Genomic DNA, 20,887 nt, shown 5'->3' on the forward strand with positions numbered 1-20,887 from the left:
GATGGTTGTGCGCCACTGCCGTCATACCTGGGTACGACGCGTGCTGCCTTACCGCTTGACCGGTTTTTCGGGTGAAGGACCGGTCCCGGACGCCCGCTGGGCGGCATAGTAGTCGCGGGCTTCGACCTGGCGTTCACGTTCGATGCCGCTCGCGATCGTGGCCCGCAGGTGATCCTGCGAGTAGCCGAACGCATCGACCAGATCGAGGGCGTGCGGACGGATGCGCGCGATCAGCCGGTCGATGTAGGCCGTGACGGCCTGGGCCCGCTGGGCGGAGAGCCGACCATGGATGAGGTACCAGGCGAGGTTTTTCTCCACCAGGCCGAGCCCGAACAGGTCGCGCAGCCACGTGAGCACCTGCTTGGTGCCGGCGTCCGTCGTAGCGTCGAGTGCCCGGGTGAACGATTCCCACTGCAGCAGCTCGCCGTGGGCCCTGGCCGCCTCGATGAGTTCGTTCTGGTGTGCATTGAACAGGTCGGCAGCCTGCTTTTTGGGCAGTTTGGTGGCGCCGCGCAGTTTGCCGGCGACCTCGCCGATCATGCTCTCGACCCGGTCAGTGAGCAGCTCGCGCTGAACATCAGACTCGCGGAGGGCGCCGACCGAGCGGGCCGTTGATCCACGGTCGGCAACGGACTGGCCCAGGGTGCGCAGGCCGGTGCCGTGGTAGGCGCGACCGGCCGCGTGCTGCACGACGTAGCGGGCGAGGGCGCCGGCATCCGCTGTGGCGAATTTGCGGCTGTAATCGGTGAGCAGGCGTTTAGCAACGAGCTGCAACAGCACGTTGTTGTCGCCCTCGAAGGTCGCGTAGACGTCGAGGTCGGCGCGCAGCCCCACGAGGCGGTTCTCGGCCATGAAGCCGGCGCCGCCGCAGGCTTCACGCGCCTCCTGAAGGGTGTCGAGTGCGTGCCAGGTCGAGAGCGGCTTGAGCGCGGCGGCGAGGGTCTCGAGGTCTTGCCGGTCGTCGTCAGTGTCGGTTTTGCCGCTGAACACGTCGTCGAACTTCACCAGAAACTCGTCGTGCGCGAAGGTCTGCGCGTAGGTCGTGGCGAGGCGCGGAAACAGGCGGCGCTGGTGCCGCTGGTAGTCGAGGATAACCTCTTCGTCGGTGTCACTGCCAGCGGTGAACTGGCGACGCTGGCTTCCATAAGTGATTGCGATGGTCAGGGCGAGAGCGGATGCCGCGGTGGCGGCCCCGTCGAGCGAGACGCGACCCTGCACCAGCGTGCCGAGCATGGTGAAGAAGCGCCGACCCGGGCTTGATATCGGGCTGGAGTACGTGCCGTCCTCGGCGACGTCGCCGTACCGGTTGAGCAGGTTCTCGCGCGGAATACGCACGTCGGTGAAGTGCAGTCGGCCGTTGTCGATGCCATTGAGGCCGCCCTTGAGGCCGTCGTCCTCGCCGCCGACACCGGGGAGGAAATCGCCATCGGCGTCCCGAATGGGCAGGTAGAAGGCGTGCACACCGTGGTTCGTTCCCCGGGTGATGAGCTGCGCGAACAGCACTGCGGCTATGCCGTCTTTCGCGGCGTTGCCGAGGTAGTCCTTCCAGGCGGCGCGGAAGGGAGTGTTGATAATGAACTCGCCGGTCGCGGCGTCGAAGGTCGCGGTGGTCGCGATGCTCGCCACGTCTGATCCGTGACCGATTTCGGTCATGGCGAACGCGCCGGGAACGGAGAGGTCCATGATGCCGGGAAGGTACTTGTCGTGGTGGGGCTTGGTACCGAGGTGAAGCACAGCGGCGCCGAACAGGCCCCACTGCACGCCGCCCTTGATCTGCAGGCTCGGGTCAGCGATGACGAGCTCTTCGAAGCCGGCGATGTTTCCGCCGTGGTCGTCTTGCCCGCCCAGGTGTTTGGGAAAGGCACGCAGCACGTGGCCGTTGGCGGCGAGCACCTTGAGCTGCTCGAGCACGCGCACCCGGTGGTCGGCCATGGAGAGACCTTCAATGCGCTGCATGTCGGGGCGCGCGGTGACTTCCCGGGCGGCAAGGCGCACGTCGGCCCAGGTGCCGAGCAACTGGCGCCCGAGTTGTTCGACGTTGACCGCGGGGGCGGTCGGATCACCGATGGACTTAATGGGACCGGTGTCGACGCTGGGGTCGATCGTCGTCGATCGGGTGCCGGAGCGCTGGGCTGTGTCAACCATGGGTGGTCCTAACTGTTCGCGCGAAAGTGGTCTTCGCAACGTTAGGGCTGCGTGGTCGCGGTCGTGAAACGTGCCGTGCGGGGACGACAACGCAGATGCCGCCCCCGGCGTCCGCTTTGTAGGTTCACTACAACTTCGGGCCGTGGACACCTGCGCTCCCACACAAATAGCGCACCGTTGCGATCAGGCGGAGGCCGCGACAACCTCGAGGAGGGCCGCACCGTAGGCTTCGAGCTTCTTAGCCCCGATACCGGTGATGCCGTCGAGTGCGTCGAGGGTGGTGGGGCCGGCTGCGGCCACAGCGATGAGGGTCGCGTCGCCGAAGACGATGTAGGCGGGAACGCCCTGCTCCTTGGACTCGGCCGAACGCCACACCCGCAGCGCCTCGAACAGGGATTCCTGAGACGTGCTGAGGTCGGCGGCTGCGACTTTCGCTGCGCTCGGGCGGCGGGCTGCGCTGGAACGTGCGGGGCGGTCGGGTTCGCGCCGCAGTTGCACCCCGCGACTGCCGCCGAGAACCCCGGCGGCGGCATCCGTCAGCACGAGGGTTCCGTATTCTCCGGAGGTAGCGAGCAGCCCCTGGGCCAGCATTTGGCGCACTACGCCGCGCCAGGCCTGGTCGCTGAGGTCGGCGCCGAGGCCCCAGGTGCTCAGTTCGGTGTGCCGGTATTGGGTGGCACGGGGGGTTTCCTTGCCGCGGAGAATGTCGATGAGGTGGCCGGCGCCGAACTTCTGGTTGCGTTCGCGGTGCAGCCGAACGATGGTGGAGAGTAGTTTTTGGGCGGGAATGGTGCCGTCCCAGGCTTCGGGGGGTTCGAGGCAGGTGTCGCAGTTGCCGCAGGGTTCGCTGGTCTGGCCGAAGTAGCGCAGCAGGTTGACCCGGCGGCAGTGCACCGTTTCGCAGAGGGCGAGCATGGCGTCGAGGTGGGCGGAGAGTTTGCGCCGATGGCCGAGGTCACCGGGCGATTCGTCGATCATGCGGCGTTGTTGCACGACGTCCTGCAGGCCGTAGGCGAGCCAGGCGGTGGCCGGGGCCCCGTCGCGGCCGGCGCGACCGGTCTCCTGGTAGTAGCCCTCGACCGATTTAGGCAGGTCGATGTGGGCGACAAAGCGCACGTCGGGCTTGTCGATCCCCATGCCGAACGCAATGGTGGCGACGATGACGACGCCCTCTTCGCGAAGGAACCGGGACTGGGTGCGAGCGCGCAGCCCCGCGTCAAGCCCGGCGTGATACGGCAGTGCATTGACGCCGTTCTGCCGCAGAAACTCGGCGGTCTGGTCGACCGTCTTGCGGCTGAGCGCGTAGACGATTCCGGCGTCGCCGGGGTGCTCCGTCTTGAGGAAAGAGAGCAGTTGCTTGCGCACCTCGGCCTTGCCAACGATGCGGTACTGAATATTGGGCCGGTCGAAGCTCGCCACGAAATGCTTGGCGTCGCCCATCTGCAGGCGGGTCGTGATCTCCTGGTGCGTGGCATCCGTCGCGGTGGCGGTGAGGGCGATGCGCGGCACGTCGGGCCAGCGGTCGGCGAGTTCGCCGAGCGCGAGGTAGTCCGGTCGAAAATCGTGACCCCACTGCGATACGCAGTGCGCTTCGTCGATGGCGAACAGGGCGATGGTTCCGCGCTCGAGCAGCCGTTTGGTGGCTTCGTTGGAGAGGCGCTCCGGGGCGACGTAGAGCAGATCGAGGTCGCCGTTGAGATAGTCGCGTTCGACCTGGCTGCGGGTCTGGGCGTCCTGGCTGGAGTTGAGAAACTCGGCGCGCACGCCGACTGCAGTCAGGGCATCCACCTGGTCTTGCATCAGGGCGATGAGGGGTGAGACGACGATGCCGGTGCCGGGTCGCACAAGCGCGGGAATTTGGTAACACAGGCTCTTGCCGCCGCCAGTGGGCATGAGCACGACGGCGTCCTTGCCGTCAACAACCTGTGCGATGATCTCGGCCTGATCGCCGCGGAACGAGTCGTAGCCGAACACGGTGTGCAGCGCTTCGGCCGCGGTGGCGAATTTGCGGGTCGCCGCGCGAATCGGTGTGGCTGACCGGGTGGCTGCTGCACCGCTGCGTTGGCTCGACGCCGGTGCCGTGACCGGGTTGGCCGGCTGCCGCCCGAAAAACTGGCGGTCAGCATAATCTCGGTCCGACTCCGGCGGTGGAGCGTCGTAGTCGTCTGGGGCATCGAAGTCGCTCGGGCCATCGAAATCGCTCGGGCTGTCGAAATCGCGGGGTGGTTCAACGTCGTCGGGGTTCCAGGGCAGCTCAGCGTTCCAACTCACGTGCACAACTTTACCCGGGCCCCCTGACACGTTCCCCCGCGTCGATCCGATCCGCGACAGCGGGTAACTGGTTGCTTCGCGGTACCTGAAGCAAAAATTTACCCGCTGTCGGGTGAGTCAGCGGCGGCGCTTGCGGCGCAAAACGAACAGGGCCACTGCGACAGCGAGCAGTATCGCGCCGATGGCTCCGCCGATCCAGGCGCCAGTCGAGAGGGGGCTGTCACTGGCGGCGCTCGCTCCGGCGTCCGCGGTGGCCTCCGCGGTGGCGGCATCCGTTTCGGTCCCGCAGGTCGGAGCCGTGGCCGCACCGTCGGCGAGCGACTGGCCCGTGGCCGGCTTCCAGTCGAAAGTGAACTCGTCCGAGATCGAGTGGCCGTCGGTGGAGACCGTCTGCCAGATCACCGTGTATTCGCCGGCCGCGCCGAGCTGCGCCGCGGTTTCGATCGTGGCACCGGAGACCGTTGCGCACCCATCGCCGTAGAACAGCGGCGCACTGGCCGGCCCGGTGACGACCATCGCGGTGCCGGAGCCGGATCCATCGAGATTGAGCAACAGGTCACTCGTGGTAACCGAGAACAGACCGGGCTGCTCGGTCACCACCGCGTCGGCCGCCGGCGAGGAGCCGACGACGTTGTTGTGAGCGGATGCCGGTGCCGCGCCCCAGCCCAGGGCTGCTGCAGCGACGACGACCGCGAACACGGCTCGGGCCGTGCGGCGAGTGGCCGAAGCAGGCTGCCGGCGGGTCGGCCGCTGATTCGCAGTTCGAACGAGGGGGGCTGTCGCTCCGTGGGGCGTCGTGTTAGCGCGCACGGTGCTAGGCCGACTGCTTGCGGCGGGCGGAGCCGGCCAGCGTAGTGGCGGCACCGCGAGGGGTCGTGAACTTCATGAGTGTCCTTTAACGTGGGGTGCCCGGCGCTAACCGAACGGGGCCGGAGCGGCCTCTGCTTTTCGTTCGGTGCGGCGGGGAAAATGGTCTGGTTCGTGGCTGTGTCAGGCAAAGAACGCGCCGGACGGCGGGCCACGATGCCGCATGGCCGACAACACGAGAACCAGGTCGCGCGGCGTGAACACCGGCGCCTCATGCCCGATGCGAAGCGGTACCGCGACCGGCACGACCAACGGTGCGGGGACGTACAGGCTACGCACGCCCAGGCGAACGCTTTCGACAAGGCTCCAGAACGCGCGCTCCCCAAAACGCAGCGCCAGAATAGTGATGATGGCGGCTCCGAGGTGGGCGCCCCACATGGTCGCACCGTCATGCGTAATAGCGAGCGGGCCAATCAGACCGGGCAGCGCCGCATGCTGGTGGGTACCCGACGCGGCGAGGGCCTCCGTTCCGAGCGCACCACCGGGTGCGCCGAGTGAAAACAGTCCATGAAAGATGAGCTGACTGATCAGCACGGATGCGGCACCGCGCCAGAGTGACAGAGTGCGGCCGGCCAACGCGATACAAACCATTCCGGCGAAGGCAAGCGAAACGACGACGGCCAAAAGGCCAGGTGCAAAACCGCCGCCGAGAGTGTGCGACAGTGCGGCGACGAAGGTCGAGAATGCGGCGACGATCCAGCCGCGGGCAAAGCGGGCCCAGCGTGTATGCATGCGGCCCCTCTCCGATATCGTCCAGGGTGACTTTTTCCAGAGCAACTTCCTCCAGAATAGCTGACCGACCCTGCAAGAAGACTGGCCTAGGCGCGGCCGGTGAAGGTGGGTTTGCGCTTCTGTTGAAAGGCGGCGAAGCCTTCACGGTAGTCGCCGGTAGCACAGAGCGTGGCCTGGGCTGCGGTCTCGTCGCTCATGCTCTGCCAGAGTCCAAGCCGTTCGTCCCGCAGTGACTGCACGAGCGCCTTGCTCGCGAGAAAAGCCTGGGTGGCACCGAATGCCGCGCGCGCGGCTGCCTGCACGGTGGCCTCGGTCAGCTCTGCAGCTGCAAAGACCTGGCTGAACAGTCCACTGGCGACGGCTTCGGCTCCAGACATCAGGCGTCCGCTGTAGATGAGGTCAAGCGTGCGGTGCGCGCCGAGACGTTCCACGAACAGGGCGTGTCCGCCAGAATCGAGGGTGGCGCCGAGGTTCGCAAAGGGTGAACCGATCTTGGCGGTATCGGCGACGTAGACGACGTCGGTGGCGATGAGCAGGCCGAGGCCCACCCCGAGGCACGCGCCGTGGGCGGCCGCGAAGGTCGGTGCCGGAAACCGGCTCATGCGCTGCAGCAGCGGGGTGACGAGGTCGCCGAGGTAGCCGAGTACGTCGTCGGTGCGCGGGTCGACCGCCGAAATGTCGCGGCCGGCGCAGAAGGCCCGGCCCTCACCGCTCAGCACGAGCGCGCGCACGCCGGCCCGCTCGGCCTCCTGGTACGCCGCGTCGAGTTCGACAATCGCGGCCTCATCGAGGGCGTTGAGTTTGTCGGGCGCGTTCAGCACCACGTGGGCGACGTCGTTGTCTATCGAGAGCTCAATCACGGCATCCGCTTTTCTAATGGGTTAGACGTCGTAGTCGACGACGACGGTGTCGGTGGTCGGGTGCGACTGGCAGGTCAGCACGTAACCGCGAGCGAGTTCTTCGGGCTCGAGCGCGTAGTTCTCGGTCATGGTGACATCGCCGCTGACCAGTTTGGCGCGGCAGGTTCCGCAAACACCTCCGGCGCAGGCGAACGGAACGTCGGGGCGCACCCGAAGGGCCGCATTCAAAATGCTCTCGTTAGCGTTGACCGGGGTGGTGACCGTGTTGCTCTGGCCGTCGAGGGTGAACTCGATCTGGAAGGTCTTGTCGCCCGTGCCGATAATGACCGGTCGACCGCGGTCGCCGTTGGCCGCCGACGGTTCACCGGTGGTGAACAGCTCGAAGCGCACGTGCGACCGGTCCACGCCGGTACTCTCGAGCGTGTCGCGGCAGAGCTGCACCAATTCGAACGGACCACACAGAAACCACTCATCGACCGTAGCCGGGCGCAGGATCGTGTCGAGCATGCGCCGAAACTTCTCCTCGTCGATGCGGCCGGAGAGCAACGAGGATGAGCGCTGCTCGCGCGAGAGCACGTGGTAGAGCGCGAGGCGGGCCGGGTAACGATCCTTGAGCTCGGCGAGTTCGTCGAGGAACATCACGTCGAGCGCGGTGCGGTTGGTGTAGACGAGGGTGAACGTCGACGTCGTCGAGGCCGCGAGCACGGTGTGCGCGAGCGCCATGAGCGGGGTGATTCCCGATCCGGCGGCCACTCCAACGACATGCTTCTGGTCGAGGTCCCGCAGCGTCGACGTGAAGCTGCCCTGCGGGCTCATCACGTCGAGTGTGTCGCCGGTGTGCAGCTCGCTGTTGGCCCAGGTGGAGAAGGCGCCGCCGAGGTCGCGTTTGATCGCGACACTGATCTGACCGGATGCGCTGGTTTTGACACCGGCCGGCCGGCAGATCGAGTAGCTGCGACGCAGCTCCTTGCCGTCGATCGTGGCGCGCAGGGCGAGGTGCTGGCCGGGCAGGTAGTCGAACGCGCCCTGCAGTTTGGGCGGAACGGTGAAGGTGACCTCAACGCTGTCGGCGGTGAGCTGGCGCACTTCGGCCACTGTCAGGGTGTGGAAGCGGGCGCGGTGCTTGACCGGCGCCAGAGTCGTGGCACCCTCGTTGGTGGATTCGAGACGTGTTGCAGCCATTAGAGCACCTTGAAGTAGTCGAACGGCTCGAGGCAGTCTCGGCATTCGTAGAGGGACTTGCAGGAGGTGGAGCCGAAGTGCGCGAGCTCGCGTGTGTTGAGCGAGGAGCAGCGCGGGCACTTGACGGCCATTTTCAGAGGAATCGGGCCAGCCGGGCCGGAACCACGCACGGTTGCGTGCCCGGTAGGGGCGGCGATGCCGTATTCGCGGAGTTTGTTCTTACCGATCTCGCTCATCCAGTCGGTGGTCCAGGCCGGGCTGAGCACGAGCCGCACCGACACATTCTCGTAGCCAGCGCTCGCGAGCACCGCGAGAACGTCGTCGCGCATGGCGTCCATGGCGGGGCATCCGCTATAGGTCGGCGTCAGGGTCACCGCGACAGCGTCGCTCGTGACCCTGACCGACCGCAGCACACCGAGGTCCTCGATGGTGAGCACCGGAATCTCGGGGTCGACGACCTGCGCGGCGATCGTCCAGGCGGCGAGCGAAGCCGCGTCGGTGGGACGCGGGCGCGAGATTGCCTCGTGCGCGGCGGTGGTCACCATGATGCTCCGGGGTGGGCGCGGGTGAGCACCTGCATTTCGGCGAGCAGAAAGGCGAGGTGCTCGGAGTGTTTGCCGGTGCGGCCGCCGCCGGAGGCGATGAATCCGCGCGGAACTTCGAGTTCGGCTTCAGCGAGCACCGGTGCGATGGCGGCATCGAATGCCGCAAGGAGGCTCGACGGGCGAACCGCGATTCCTTCGAGACGGTCGATGAGCGGGTCGTCGCGAAAGATCTCCTCGACGTAGGGCCACAGGTCAGAAAGCGCGGTGATCATACGGCGACGCGACTCGTCGGTTCCCTGCGCGAGGCGCAGCACCCACTGGGTGGAATGGTCGCGGTGGTAGTCGACCTCCTTCACCGCTTTGGCGGCGATGGCGGCGAGCGTTTCATCAGCGGATGCCCGCAGCCGGCTGTACAGCTCGAACAGGTAGTGGGAGACGATGAACTGACGCGCGATGGTGTGCGCGAAGTCACCGTTGGGCTGTTCGACGATGTGCAGCGAGCGAAAATCAGGCTCCGTGCGCCAGTAAGCGAGGTCATCCTCGGTGCGGTTCGACGCGGTGCCGGCGTAGTGCAGCAGCGATCGGGCGTGGCCGATCAGGTCGAGGGCTACGTTGCCGAGGGCCACGTCTTCTTCGAGCTCTGGTGCGCGGGAGATCCAGGCGCCGAGCTGCTGGGCTAGGACAAGCGAGTCGTCGCCAAGCCACAGGGCGTACTCCGCGATGTCGGGGGTCGCGTGCGACGCGCCCTCGATGAGTTCGGCGTCAAGGGTGGTGACATCAACGGCGACGTGGCCGTGATCGTCTGCGGGGGCATCCGCTTTAATCTGCTCGCTCACAGGTGCTTGACTCCTTCGCTTTTGGAGTAGTAGCTCGCGTGGCGGTAGTTCTTGCCGGCGGGCGATTCGAAGAAGGCGCCTTTGGCGTCCGGATCACTCGTGGTGATGGCGGCGGCGGGAACGACCCAGACCGAGACGCCTTCACTGCGGCGGGTGTACAGGTCGCGGGCATTGCGCACGGCGAGGGTTTCGTCTGGCGCGTGCAGGGAGCCAACGTGCACGTGGCTCAGGCCACGATTGGAGCGCACGAAGACCTCCCAGAGTGGCCAAATTTCAGCTGCGGAATCGCCGGGAGTGGTCATTTGGCTGCCATTTCTTCGGTTCGTGCGGACTGGGTGCGGGCGTTCTGTTTCATGGCATAGGCTGCGGCAGCTTCGCGTACCCACGCGCCGTCCTCGTGGGCGTCCCGGCGACGCTGCAGTCGCTGGGCATTGTTCGGGCCGCGGCCGGCGAGCACCTCGTGGAACTCGGTCCAGTCGATCACGCCGAGATCCCACTGCTGGGTTTGCTCGTTGAAGTGCAGATCGGGGTCTGGCAGGGTGACGCCGAGCACCGCGGCCTGGGGAACGAGCATGTTCACGAAGCGCTGGCGCAGTTCGTCGTTGGAGTGACGTTTGATCTTCCAGGCCATCGATTGAGCCGAGTTGGGCGAGTCATCGTCGGGCGGTCCGAACATCATGAGTGCGGGCCAGTACCACCGGTTGACCGAGTCCTGAGCCATCTGACGCTGCTCGTCGGTGCCCTGCATGAGCTCGAGCAGAATCTCGAAGCCCTGGCGCTGGTGGAAGGACTCTTCTTTGCAGATGCGCACCATCGCACGGCCGTATGGGCCGTAGGAGGCTCGGCAGAGCGGCACCTGGTTGCAGATGGCAGCGCCATCGACGAGCCAGCCGATCGAGCCCATGTCCGCCCAACTCGGGGTCGGATAGTTGAAGATGCTCGAGTAGCGTGCCTTGCCGGCGATGAGGGCATCCGTCATATCGTCGCGGGTGGCGCCGAGGGTTTGCGCGGCGGAGTACAGGTAGAGACCGTGACCGGCTTCGTCCTGCACCTTGGCCATGAGGATGGCCTTGCGCTTAAGGCTCGGGGCGCGCGTTATCCAGTTCGATTCGGGCTGCATGCCGATGATCTCCGAGTGTGCGTGCTGCGAGATCTGGCGCACGAGCGACTTGCGGTATCCCTCTGGCATCCAGTCGCGCGGTTCAATGCGCGAGTCGGCTTCGATCAAGTCGTTGAACTGCTGCTCTTCGACGCTGATGTCGGCGGTTGCGCTCGTATCGGGCGTGATGGTGCTTGTCATCATCGGCTCCTGGTCTGCGTTGACTGCGGTGGTCGTGGAAGGATCTTGAACATGCACGAGCGCGCGACTCGGCGCTAAGGTGATGCACGTCGAGATTTTTGAACGCTCGTCGGCATTCTATTACCAACCGATCGTTCAGTTAGTATATAGTCACATTATTGGGCGGGCAACCCCCGATCACCAATGCCCAAGCAGCACCACCGCTTTGGCTCAGGTACGGCAACTCAACGAGGAGAACCGAATGCCCCAAGCACCGCCCGCCGGCAGCCAGGCCATGATGAGGCGTGATCGCGCCTCCGCTTCTCTGGGAATGATCGTGCACCGGAACGAGCCTGGCCACTCGGTGGTCTCCATGGTCGTACGCGACGACATGCTCAACGGTTTCGATGTGACCCACGGCGGTTTCGTCTTTGCCCTCGCCGACACCGCCTTCGCCATAGCCTGTAACGATTCGCACCACGTCACGCTCGCCGCCGGGGCCGATATCACTTTTCTGAAGCCGACCACGAGTGGCCAGAACCTGACCGCGACCGCACTGCTGCGGGTGAAGAGCGGTAGGAGTGGAATTTACGATGTGCGCGTCAGCGTCGATGGAGATGCGGTCGGTGAAGACGTAACCGTCGCCGAGTTTCGCGGTCGCAGTCGCACCACCAACTTGCCTGTTCCCGACCGCACCCACCTCTAACCCTTCCGGAAGGCACCATGTCAACGTTGACTAAGACCCGTCTGCACGCACCGGCACTCGAAGAGCTCGATGCGGCCGAGCGGATGTCTCAGGACGAGATTCGCGCGCTGCAACTGATCCGTCTGAAGCAGACCGTGCGGCACGCCTACGAAAACGTACCTCTTTATACGCGCAAATTTGATGCGGTCGGAGTACACCCCGACGACATTCGCACCCTCGAAGACGTCACGCTGCTGCCGTTCACGACGAAGGACGACCTGCGGGTTTCGTACCCCTTCGGAATGTTCGCTGTTCCGATGGATCAGGTCGCGCGCATTCACACGTCTTCGGGCACTACCGGCCTGCCGACCGTGGTCGGTTATACCAAGAACGACCTCGCCATGTGGTCTGGACTGGTCGCCCGCAGCCTGCGCGCTTCTGGAGTGCGCCCCGGAATGAAGGTACACAACGCCTACGGCTACGGCCTGTTCACGGGCGGCCTCGGTGCCCATGCAGGCATCGAAGCGCTGGGCGCTTGCGTCATCCCTATGTCGGGCGGCCAGACCAACAAACAGGTGCAGATGATCACCGACTTTGAGCCCGATGTCATTCTGTCTACGCCCAGCTACCTTCTCACGATCACCGACGCCATGGTTGCTGCTGGCCTTGATCCGCGACGCTCGAGCCTGAAGGCAGGCGTGCTCGGGGCCGAACCGTGGACCAACCAGATGCGGCTCGAGTTGGAAGACCGTCTCGATTTCGACGCACTCGACATTTATGGGCTGAGCGAAGTCATGGGACCGGGTGTCGGTAACGAGTGCATCGAGTCCAAGGACGGCCCGCACCTCTGGGAAGACCATTTCCTGCCCGAAATCATCAATGGTGATACCGGACACCGCCTTCCCGACGGAGAAACCGGCGAACTCGTCTTCACGTCCCTGACCAAGGAGGCCTTCCCGGTCATTCGTTACCGCACCCGCGACCTGACCCGGTTACTTCCCGGTACCGCACGCCCCGGCATGCGCCGCATGGAGAAGATCACCGGCCGCAACGACGACATGATCATTCTGCGCGGGGTGAACCTGTTTCCAACCCAGATCGAGGAGATCGTGCTCGGCATCGAGCACCTCTCCCCGCATTTCGTGCTTGAGCTGACCCGACCGTCGCGCATGGACGAGCTCACCGTGCGCATCGAGCGACACGAGCACGCCAATGATGCGGCCTCGGCCACAGCCCGTGCGTTGCTCATTGCCCTGATCAAGGATCGGATCGGATCAAGCGTCAACGTGCTCATAGTCGAACCCGGCACCCTGGAGCGCAGTACCGGCAAGCACAAGCGCGTCTACGACCTGCGCTAGCCGGTCGTAGACGGTACGCCTGCGTGAGAGACTCAAGTCCTATGTCTGACGTACACACCCCTAAGCGCGGGCGCCCCGGCTACGACCAGCGTGCCATTCTTGAGATCGCCGTCACCGCGTTCAATGAGTTCGGCTACGACGCGACCTCGATGGGAGTGCTCGCAACCCGCTTGGCCTTGTCGAAGGCTGCCATCTACCACCACTTCACTTCCAAGGACGAAGTGCTCCAGCTCGCTCTCGATGAAGCTCTTAACGGCCTCGAGGGCGTGCTGCTCGAGTCTGGTGCGCTGACCGGAAGCGCGATCGACCGCCTGGCCTACGTGCTTCGGGGCGCCGTGCACGTACTCACGACGCGCCTGCCCTACGTCACGCTTCTCCTCCGTGTGCGCGGCAACACGGAGGTCGAGCGCTTGGCGCTCACCCGTCGACGCGCCTTCGACCGCGCCGTCTCGACCCTGGTCATGGAGGCCCGCGATGAGGGCTCGCTGCGCAGCGATATCGACCCGCGGGTCGTCACCCGTCTGCTCTTCGGCATGGTCAACTCCATCGCCGAGTGGTACCGCCCTGAGGGCACCGAAGACGCCAGCCACCTAGCGGACGACGTGCTTGCCGTAGCTCTGAACGGCCTCCGCCGCCGCTAGTGTCTTAGCGACACAGGCCACGCACACACAGTGCGTGGCCTGTGCTGTTCACGTGGTGGGTGGGGTGGTGGGATAGCGGCCGCGAGTGTCTTAACGACACAGGGCCACGCACACGCAGTGCGTGGCCTTTGCTGTTCGTGTGGTGGGTGGGGTGGTGGGATATTCGCGGGGTGTCGAGTTTTCGGGGTGTTCCGGCGGGCTCCGCACGCTCTTCGCGGAGTCTGCCGGAACACCCCGAATGTTTGAGCTGAGGAGCGAGTGTCCCGCCGCCCCGCCGGGGTCCAGTGTCTGGTCCAGCCCCGATCTCAGCCATCCTGACTCGCGGGTTAACGCAAAACGGCCACCCGCAGGTGGCCGTTAACGCAGAAAGGCCACCCGAGGGTGGCCTTTCCGTTTGTTTCTAAGTTAAGTCCGGCGGTGTCCTACTCTCCCACAGGGTCCCCCCNATCGGAGTTACCCCGGTACGGAGGACGCTCCCCCTGAGCCGGACGATCAGAGTTACCACGGTAGGGAGCGCGATCGTTACCGCCGGAAGGACGATCGGAGTTACCACGGTACGGAGGACGCTCACCCTGCGAAGGACGATCCGAGTTGCCACGGTATGGCGGACGCTCACCCTGCGAAGGACGATCAGAGTTGCCACGGTACGGAGCGCGATCGTTACCGCCGGAAGGACGATCCGAGTTACCCCGGTACGGAGGACGCTCACCCTGAGCCGGACGATCAGAATTGCCCCGGTACGGAGCGCGGTCATTACCACCGTAGGCCGGCCGGTCGGAATTGCCCCGGTACGGTGGCCGCTCGCCACCCTGGGCGGGACGGTCGTTGTTACCGCGATACGGAGGACGTTCGCCGTCGCGCTGCGGGCGGTCAGAGTTGGCGCGGTACGGCGGCTTGGCGCCATCGCGACCGCCGGAAGGTCGCCCGTTCGAGGGTCGGCCGCTCTGGTTCGAACGACGGTCATCCTGACCGTTGTTACGGGAATCGCCGTCGCGGGGTCCTGAAGGGCTCACTGTATCTCCTGTGTAATTAGTCCGGCATTTCGACAGACGTACCAAGCCTAAGCCTTTACGCAAAACGCCGCTGAGGGCCCCACCCGTAGCAACGTGGCCGAGGGGTGGATAGCGCCAGCTTTGGCGGTGTAAATCTGTTCGTTTCGTGGGTGGGGTGGTGGGATATTCGCGGGGTGTCGAGTTTTCGGGGTGTTCCGGCGGGCTCCGCACGCTCGTCGCGGAGTCTGCCGGAACACCCCGAATGTTTGAGCTGAGGAGCGAGTGTCCCGCCGCCCCGCAGGGCTCCAGTCTCTGGTCCAGCCCCGGTCACAGCCATCCTGAACCGTGGTTAACGCGGAACGGCCACCCGAGGTGGCCGTTAACGCAGAAAGGCCACCCGAGGGTGGCCTTTCTGGTGTTTCTAAGTTAAGTCCGGCGGTGTCCTACTCTCCCACAGGGTCCCCCCTGCAGTACCATCGGCGCTGAGAGTCTTAGCTTCCGGGTTCGGAATGTGACCGGGCGTTTCCCTCTCGCTATAGCCGCCGAAACATCTTCCGATGAATCGAATCTATAAACTTTTTTAGTTATAGCACCCCTGTGACAGGGTGTTGTTCTCGACCGTACATCGAGAACCACATAGTGGACGCTAAAGCAGCTTCTTCAAACTGAGTGTTATCAAATTATCGGCTTATTAGTACCGGTCAGCTCCATGGNTTCTATATTTTTTAGTTATAGCACCCCTGTGACGGGGTGTTGTTCTCGACCGTACATCGAGAACCACATAGTGGACGCTAAAGCAGCTTCTTCAAACTGAGTGTTATCAAATTATCGGCTTATTAGTACCGGTCAGCTCCATGGGTCTTTAGTCCCCACTTCCACATCCGGCCTATCAACGCAGTAGTCTAGCTGCGAGCCTCTCCCCCGAAGGGATGGAAATCTCATCTCGAAGCCGGCTTCCCGCTTAGATGCTTTCAGCGGTTATCCGTTCCGAACGTAGCTAATCAGCGGTGCTCCTGGCGGAACAACTGACACACCAGAGGTTCGTCCATCCCGGTCCTCTCGTACTAGGGATAGATCTTCTCAAATTTCCTGCGCGCGCAGCGGATAGGGACCGAACTGTCTCACGACGTTCTAAACCCAGCTCGCGTACCGCTTTAATGGGCGAACAGCCCAACCCTTGGGACCTACTCCAGCCCCAGGATGCGACGAGCCGACATCGAGGTGCCAAACCATGCCGTCGATATGGACTCTTGGGCAAGATCAGCCTGTTATCCCCGAGGTACCTTTTATCCGTTGAGCGACAGCGCTTCCACAAGCCACTGCCGGATCACTAGTCCCGACTTTCGTCCCTGCTCGACTTGTCAGTCTTACAGTCAAGCTCCCTTGTGCACTTACACTCGACACCTGATTACCAACCAGGTTGAGGGAACCTTTGGGCGCCTCCGTTACTTTTTAGGAGGCAACCGCCCCAGTTAAACTACCCACCAGGCACTGTCCCTGAACCGGATCACGGTTCGAAGTTAGGTATCCAATATGACCAGAGTGGTATTTCAACAATGACTCCACCTGAACTAGCGTCCAAGCTTCACAGTCTCCCACCTATCCTACACAAGCCACACCGAACACCAATACCAAGCTGTAGTAAAGGTCACGGGGTCTTTCCGTCCTGCTGCGCGTAACGAGCATCTTTACTCGTAATGCAATTTCGCCGAGTTCGCGGTTGAGACAGCTGGGAAGTCGTTACGCCATTCGTGCAGGTCGGAACTTACCCGACAAGGAATTTCGCTACCTTAGGATGGTTATAGTTACCACCGCCGTTTACTGGGGCTTAAATTCTCAGCTTCGCCTTGCGGCTAACCGTTCCTCTTAACCTTCCAGCACCGGGCAGGCGTCAGTCCGTATACATCGTCTTGCGACTTAGCACGGACCTGTGTTTTTAGTAAACAGTCGCTTCCCACTGGTCTCTGCGGCCTTCGAACGCTCCCGGAGCAAGTCCGTTCACGCCTCAGGCCCCCCTTCTCCCGAAGTTACGGGGGCATTTTGCCGAGTTCCTTAACCACGATTCTCTCGATCTCCTTAGTATTCTCTACCTGATCACCTGAGTCGGTTTGGGGTACGGGTGACTAAAACCTCGCGTCGATGCTTTTCTTGGCAGCATAGGATCACTGATTTCACCCTTACGGGCTACCCATCGGGTCTCAGGCATCATGAACGACGGATTTGCCTATCGTTCGCCCTACATCCTTAGACCGGGTCAACCATCGCCCGGCTCAGCTACCTTCCTGCGTCACACCTGTTAATACGCTAACCGCACCAGCATAGGGTCGCACGCTAGGCCCCACGCTTCACCCCGAAGGGATCCATCTAGGGGATTCAGATGCTTAGCATTACTGGATTAGTTTGGGCGGTTTTTCGTCAGTACGGGAATATCAACCCGTTGTCCATCGACTACGCCTGTCGGCCTCGCCTTAGGTCCCGACTTACCCAGGGCGGATTAGCCTGGCCCTGGAACCCTTGATCTTTCGGAGGACGGGTTTCTCACCCGTCTTTCGCTACTCATGCCTGCATTCTCACTCGTGTGGCCTCCACGGCTGGTTTACACCGCCGCTTCGCTGGCCACACGACGCTCTCCTACCCATCAACACGGCTGAACCAACACCACAAGGGTGCGGCTAACCAAAAATATCAATGCCACAACTTCGGTGGCGTGCTTGAGCCCCGTTACATTGTCGGCGCGGAATCACTTGACCAGTGAGCTATTACGCACTCTTTCAAGGGTGGCTGCTTCTAAGCCAACCTCCTGGTTGTCTGTGCAACTCCACATCCTTTCCCACTTAGCACGCGCTTTGGGACCTTAGTTGGTGGTCTGGGTTGTTTCCCTCTCGACGATGAAGCTTATCCCCCACCGTCTCACTGCTGCGCTCTCACTTACCGGCATTCGGAGTTTGGCTGACGTCAGTAAGCTTTTGGGCCCCATCGGCCATCCAGTAGCTCTACCTCCGGCAAGAAACACGCAACGCTGCACCTAAATGCATTTCGGAGAGAACCAGCTATCACGAAGTTTGATTGGCCTTTCACCCCTATCCACAGCTCATCCCCTCCATTTTCAACTGAAGTGGGTTCGGTCCTCCACGACGTCTTACCGTCGCTTCAACCTGGCCATGGATAGATCACTTCGCTTCGGGTCTAGGACATGCGACTGAATCGCCCTATTCAGACTCGCTTTCGCTACGCATTCCCCTCTCGGGTTAAGCTCGCCACATATCACTAACTCGCAGGCTCATTCTTCAAAAGGCACGCTGTCACCAGAACAAAGCTGGCTCCAACGGTTTGTAAGCAAACGGTTTCAGGTACTATTTCACTCCCCTCCCGGGGTACTTTTCACCTTTCCCTCACGGTACTTGTTCACTATCGGTCATGTAGGAGTATTTAGGCTTATCAGGTGGTCCTGACGGATTCACACGGGATTTCTCGGGCCCCGTGCTACTTGGGATACTTCTCGGGCGATTGCTGCATTTCGACTACGGGGTTCGCACCCTCTATGACCAGGCTTTCAATCCTGTTCGTCTATACAACGTTCTAACCCTTACCATTCGGTAGAATAGGCAGAAAAGTCCCGCAACCCCGACCATGCAACGCCTACCGGCTATCACACATGATCGGTTTAGCCTCATCCGGGTTCGCTCGCCACTACTAACGGAATCACTGTTGTTTTCTCTTCCTGTGGGTACTGAGATGTTTCACTTCCCCACGTTCCCTCTACCCGCCCTATATATTCAGGCGGGAGTCACCAGGTCACCTTACGGGCCTGGCGGGGTTTCCCCATTCGGACATCCTCGGATCACAGTTCGTTTATCAACTCCCCGAGGCTTATCGCAGATTACTACGTCCTTCTTCGGCTCTACATGCCAAGGCATTCACCGTTTGCTCTTAAAAATTTGAAATCACATGAGTTTGAATCGATTAAGTATCATCACTCGAAAGTGATGATCGAAATTGACCAATGATCTAATTGCTTAGATCTTTGTAATTGACCGCAGCATCCAAAGATAACTGCGGCAAATTTAAGATGCTCGCGTCCACTGTGTAGTTCTCAAAGTACGGGCGGTACCCCTTCATGCCCACGAGTGATGTGAACAAGAAAAGGTCCAGAGGAACAGTCCATGCGTACCGAAGTACCCATGTTCCGGTCCCTCAGGACCCAACAGCGTGCATATACAAGTCTCTCTGCGACCTACCTTTCCAACCCCGTCCTTACGAACCAGGCGTACCGAGTAGATCTCAGCCGTTCTTNTAAATAGATCTTTGTAATTTGCTCTCTTACGAGAGTCAAATTTAAGATGCTCGCGTCCACTGTGTAGTTCTCAAAGTACGGGCGGTACCCCTCCACGCCGGCAAGTGATGCCAANATTGCTTAGATCTTTGTAATTTGCTCTCTTACGAGAGTCAAATTTAAGATGCTCGCGTCCACTGTGTAGTTCTCAAAGTACGGGCGGTACCCCTCCACGCCGGCAAGTGATGCCAACGCACAGAAGTCCAGAAGAATCAGATCAACCACAACTTACGTCGTAATCGTTCCGGTCCCTCAGGACCCAACAGCGTGCATATATGACTCTCTTCAGAACCCACTTTTCCAACCCGACTCTTGCGAACCAGGCGTACCGAGTGAGAACCAACCGTCCTCATACCAATGTCAATGTTCCACCCATGAGCGCCACCCAAGAACATTCGCCTTGGTGTGACTGGTCGCCATATTCCGCTGTATACAGACGGGACGACACGTGCTCCTTAGAAAGGANTGCATCAATGTCAATGTTCCACCCATGAGCGCCACCCAAGAACATTCGCCTTGGTGTGACTGGTCGCCATATTCCGCTGTATACAGACGGGACGACACGTGCTCCTTAGAAAGGAGGTGATCCAGCCGCACCTTCCGGTACGGCTACCTTGTNAGGTGATCCAGCCGCACCTTCCGGTACGGCTACCTTGTTACGACTTAGTCCTAATCACCGATCCCACCTTCGACAGCTCCGTCCCTTACGGGTTCGGCCACTGGCTTCGGGTGTTACCGACTTTCATGACTTGACGGGCGGTGTGTACAAGGCCCGGGAACGTATTCACCGCAGCGTTGCTGATCTGCGATTACTAGCGACTCCGACTTCATGAGGTCGAGTTGCAGACCTCAATCCGAACTGAGACCGGCTTTTTGGGATTCGCTCCACCTTGCGGTATCGCAGCCCTTTGTACCGGCCATTGTAGCATGCGTGAAGCCCAAGACATAAGGGGCATGATGATTTGACGTCATCCCCACCTTCCTCCGAGTTGACCCCGGCAGTATCCCATGAGTTCCCACCATTACGTGCTGGCAACATAGGACGAGGGTTGCGCTCGTTGCGGGACTTAACCCAACATCTCACGACACGAGCTGACGACAACCATGCACCACCTGTATACCGACCTTGCGGGGCGACCATTTCTGGCCGTTTCCGGTATATGTCAAGCCTTGGTAAGGTTCTTCGCGTTGCATCGAATTAATCCGCATGCTCCGCCGCTTGTGCGGGCCCCCGTCAATTCCTTTGAGTTTTAGCCTTGCGGCCGTACTCCCCAGGCGGGGAACTTAATGCGTTAGCTGCGACACGGAGACCGTGGAATGGTCCCCACATCTAGTTCCCAACGTTTACGGCATGGACTACCAGGGTATCTAATCCTGTTCGCTCCCCATGCTTTCGCTCCTCAGCGTCAGTTACGGCCCAGAGATCTGCCTTCGCCATTGGTGTTCCTCCTGATATCTGCGCATTCCACCGCTACACCAGGAATTCCAATCTCCCCTACCGCACTCTAGTCTGCCCGTACCCACTGCAGGCCCGAGGTTGAGCCTCGGGTTTTCACAGCAGACGCGACAAACCGCCTACGAGCTCTTTACGCCCAATAATTCCGGACAACGCTTGCACCCTACGTATTACCGCGGCTGCTGGCACGTAGTTAGCCGGTGCTTTTTCTGCAGGTACCGTCACTCCCAGGAAAACCCAGTCGCTTCTTCCCTACTAAAAGAGGTTTACAACCCGAAGGCCGTCGTCCCTCACGCGGCGTTGCTGCATCAGGCTTGCGCCCATTGTGCAATATTCCCCACTGCTGCCTCCCGTAGGAGTCTGGGCCGTGTCTCAGTCCCAGTGTGGCCGGTCACCCTCTCAGGCCGGCTACCCGTCGTCGCCTTGGTGAGCCATTACCTCACCAACTAGCTGATAGGCCGCGAGCTCATCCTTGACCAAAATTCTTTCCACCCCAGAAGATGCCTTCCAAGGTAATATCCGGTATTAGCTACAGTTTCCCGCAGTTATCCCAGAGTCAAGGGCAGATTGCTCACGTGTTACTCACCCGTTCGCCACTGATCCAAGGAGCAAGCTCCTCTTCACCGTTCGACTTGCATGTGTTAAGCACGCCGCCAGCGTTCGTCCTGAGCCAGGATCAAACTCTCCGTAAATGTTTGAATAGCT

13 protein-coding genes and 3 rRNA genes are annotated in these 20,887 nt (G+C 61.9%); 3 read left to right on the top strand and 13 right to left on the bottom strand.

Annotated features, from left to right (window positions below):
- Positions 1–48: 48 nt before the first annotated feature.
- The 10 genes from E3T39_RS15960 to paaA all read right to left on the bottom strand — a co-directional run bounded on the left by E3T39_RS15960 (position 49) and on the right by paaA (position 10,741).
- A complete protein-coding gene (locus E3T39_RS15960; RefSeq protein WP_134516933.1) occupies positions 49–2,145 on the bottom strand; it encodes an acyl-CoA dehydrogenase family protein in 2,097 nt (698 codons plus the stop codon).
- A 183-nt stretch (positions 2,146–2,328) separates the two neighbouring features.
- Positions 2,329–4,416, bottom strand: a complete 2,088-nt coding sequence (gene recQ / locus E3T39_RS15965) for a DNA helicase RecQ (RefSeq protein ID WP_134516935.1) — start codon at positions 4,414–4,416, stop codon at positions 2,329–2,331.
- A 117-nt stretch (positions 4,417–4,533) separates the two neighbouring features.
- The gene (locus E3T39_RS15970; RefSeq protein WP_166784158.1) at positions 4,534–5,115 is read right to left on the bottom strand and encodes a copper resistance CopC family protein; all 582 of its coding nucleotides are present in this window, start codon (positions 5,113–5,115) and stop codon (positions 4,534–4,536) included.
- A gap of 291 nt (positions 5,116–5,406) precedes the next feature.
- Positions 5,407–6,015: a hypothetical protein gene (locus E3T39_RS15975; protein ID WP_134516938.1), complete on the bottom strand. Its 609-nt coding sequence runs from the start codon at positions 6,013–6,015 to the stop codon at positions 5,407–5,409.
- Between the two features lie 86 nt (positions 6,016–6,101).
- Complete coding sequence (locus E3T39_RS15980; protein WP_134516940.1) at positions 6,102–6,875, bottom strand: enoyl-CoA hydratase/isomerase family protein; 774 nt, start codon at positions 6,873–6,875, stop codon at positions 6,102–6,104.
- 21 nt (positions 6,876–6,896) lie between these two features.
- Positions 6,897–8,057: a 1,2-phenylacetyl-CoA epoxidase subunit PaaE gene (gene paaE, locus E3T39_RS15985; protein WP_134516942.1), complete on the bottom strand. Its 1,161-nt coding sequence runs from the start codon at positions 8,055–8,057 to the stop codon at positions 6,897–6,899.
- Positions 8,057–8,602, bottom strand: a complete 546-nt coding sequence (gene paaD, locus E3T39_RS15990) for a 1,2-phenylacetyl-CoA epoxidase subunit PaaD (RefSeq protein WP_134516944.1) — start codon at positions 8,600–8,602, stop codon at positions 8,057–8,059. Before paaD ends, paaE begins: the two co-directional genes overlap by 1 nt.
- Positions 8,596–9,438, bottom strand: coding sequence for a 1,2-phenylacetyl-CoA epoxidase subunit PaaC (gene paaC / locus E3T39_RS15995; RefSeq protein ID WP_134516946.1), 843 nt, complete (start codon positions 9,436–9,438; stop codon positions 8,596–8,598). Before paaC ends, paaD begins: the two co-directional genes overlap by 7 nt.
- On the bottom strand, positions 9,435–9,740 hold the full coding sequence (gene paaB, locus E3T39_RS16000; protein ID WP_092106867.1) for a 1,2-phenylacetyl-CoA epoxidase subunit PaaB: 306 nt from the start codon (positions 9,738–9,740) through the stop codon (positions 9,435–9,437). The genes paaC and paaB overlap by 4 nt, the downstream gene beginning before the upstream one ends.
- The gene (paaA, locus tag E3T39_RS16005) at positions 9,737–10,741 is read right to left on the bottom strand and encodes a 1,2-phenylacetyl-CoA epoxidase subunit PaaA (RefSeq protein ID WP_134516948.1); all 1,005 of its coding nucleotides are present in this window, start codon (positions 10,739–10,741) and stop codon (positions 9,737–9,739) included. The genes paaB and paaA overlap by 4 nt, the downstream gene beginning before the upstream one ends.
- Positions 10,742–10,979: 238 nt before the next feature.
- Between paaA and E3T39_RS16010 the strand changes: the two genes are divergently transcribed.
- From E3T39_RS16010 to E3T39_RS16020, 3 genes are read left to right on the top strand one after another with little or no spacing between them, the layout of a single operon-like run.
- Positions 10,980–11,423: a hotdog fold thioesterase gene (locus tag E3T39_RS16010; protein ID WP_134516949.1), complete on the top strand. Its 444-nt coding sequence runs from the start codon at positions 10,980–10,982 to the stop codon at positions 11,421–11,423.
- Between the two features lie 17 nt (positions 11,424–11,440).
- Complete coding sequence (gene paaK / locus E3T39_RS16015) at positions 11,441–12,760, top strand: phenylacetate--CoA ligase PaaK (RefSeq protein ID WP_134516951.1); 1,320 nt, start codon at positions 11,441–11,443, stop codon at positions 12,758–12,760.
- A 41-nt stretch (positions 12,761–12,801) separates the two neighbouring features.
- Positions 12,802–13,401 carry a TetR/AcrR family transcriptional regulator gene (locus E3T39_RS16020; RefSeq protein ID WP_134516953.1) on the top strand — a complete coding sequence of 200 codons (600 nt, stop codon included), beginning with the start codon at positions 12,802–12,804 and terminating at the stop codon, positions 13,399–13,401.
- A 1,422-nt stretch (positions 13,402–14,823) separates the two neighbouring features.
- Here E3T39_RS16020 and rrf read toward each other — a convergent pair.
- From rrf to E3T39_RS16035, 3 genes are all read right to left on the bottom strand, one after another.
- Positions 14,824–14,940 (bottom strand): 5S ribosomal RNA (gene rrf / locus E3T39_RS16025).
- A 269-nt stretch (positions 14,941–15,209) separates the two neighbouring features.
- Positions 15,210–18,337, bottom strand: a 23S ribosomal RNA gene (locus tag E3T39_RS16030).
- 1,003 nt (positions 18,338–19,340) lie between these two features.
- A 16S ribosomal RNA gene (locus tag E3T39_RS16035) occupies positions 19,341–20,874 on the bottom strand.
- The 16S, 23S and 5S rRNA genes sit together here, the layout of an rRNA operon.
- Positions 20,875–20,887: the final 13 nt, after the last annotated feature.

Origin of the sequence: Cryobacterium suzukii, from assembly GCF_004403185.1 — a bacterium.
In the GTDB taxonomy this organism is placed as follows: domain Bacteria; phylum Actinomycetota; class Actinomycetes; order Actinomycetales; family Microbacteriaceae; genus Cryobacterium; species Cryobacterium suzukii.

Bases quoted from the DNA above. Each gene is read 5' to 3' on its own strand.
- E3T39_RS15975 (WP_134516938.1), bottom strand. From the start codon at position 6,015: ATGCATACACGCTGGGCCCGCTTTGCCCGCGGCTGGATCGTCGCCGCA.
- paaB (WP_092106867.1), bottom strand. From the start codon at position 9,740: ATGACCACTCCCGGCGATTCCGCAGCTGAAATTTGGCCACTCTGGGAG.
- paaE (WP_134516942.1), bottom strand. From the start codon at position 8,057: ATGGCTGCAACACGTCTCGAATCCACCAACGAGGGTGCCACGACTCTG.
- E3T39_RS16020 (WP_134516953.1), top strand. From the start codon at position 12,802: ATGTCTGACGTACACACCCCTAAGCGCGGGCGCCCCGGCTACGACCAG.
- paaD (WP_134516944.1), bottom strand. From the start codon at position 8,602: ATGGTGACCACCGCCGCGCACGAGGCAATCTCGCGCCCGCGTCCCACC.
- E3T39_RS16010 (WP_134516949.1), top strand. From the start codon at position 10,980: ATGCCCCAAGCACCGCCCGCCGGCAGCCAGGCCATGATGAGGCGTGAT.
- paaK (WP_134516951.1), top strand. From the start codon at position 11,441: ATGTCAACGTTGACTAAGACCCGTCTGCACGCACCGGCACTCGAAGAG.
- paaA (WP_134516948.1), bottom strand. From the start codon at position 10,741: ATGATGACAAGCACCATCACGCCCGATACGAGCGCAACCGCCGACATC.
- E3T39_RS15960 (WP_134516933.1), bottom strand. From the start codon at position 2,145: ATGGTTGACACAGCCCAGCGCTCCGGCACCCGATCGACGACGATCGAC.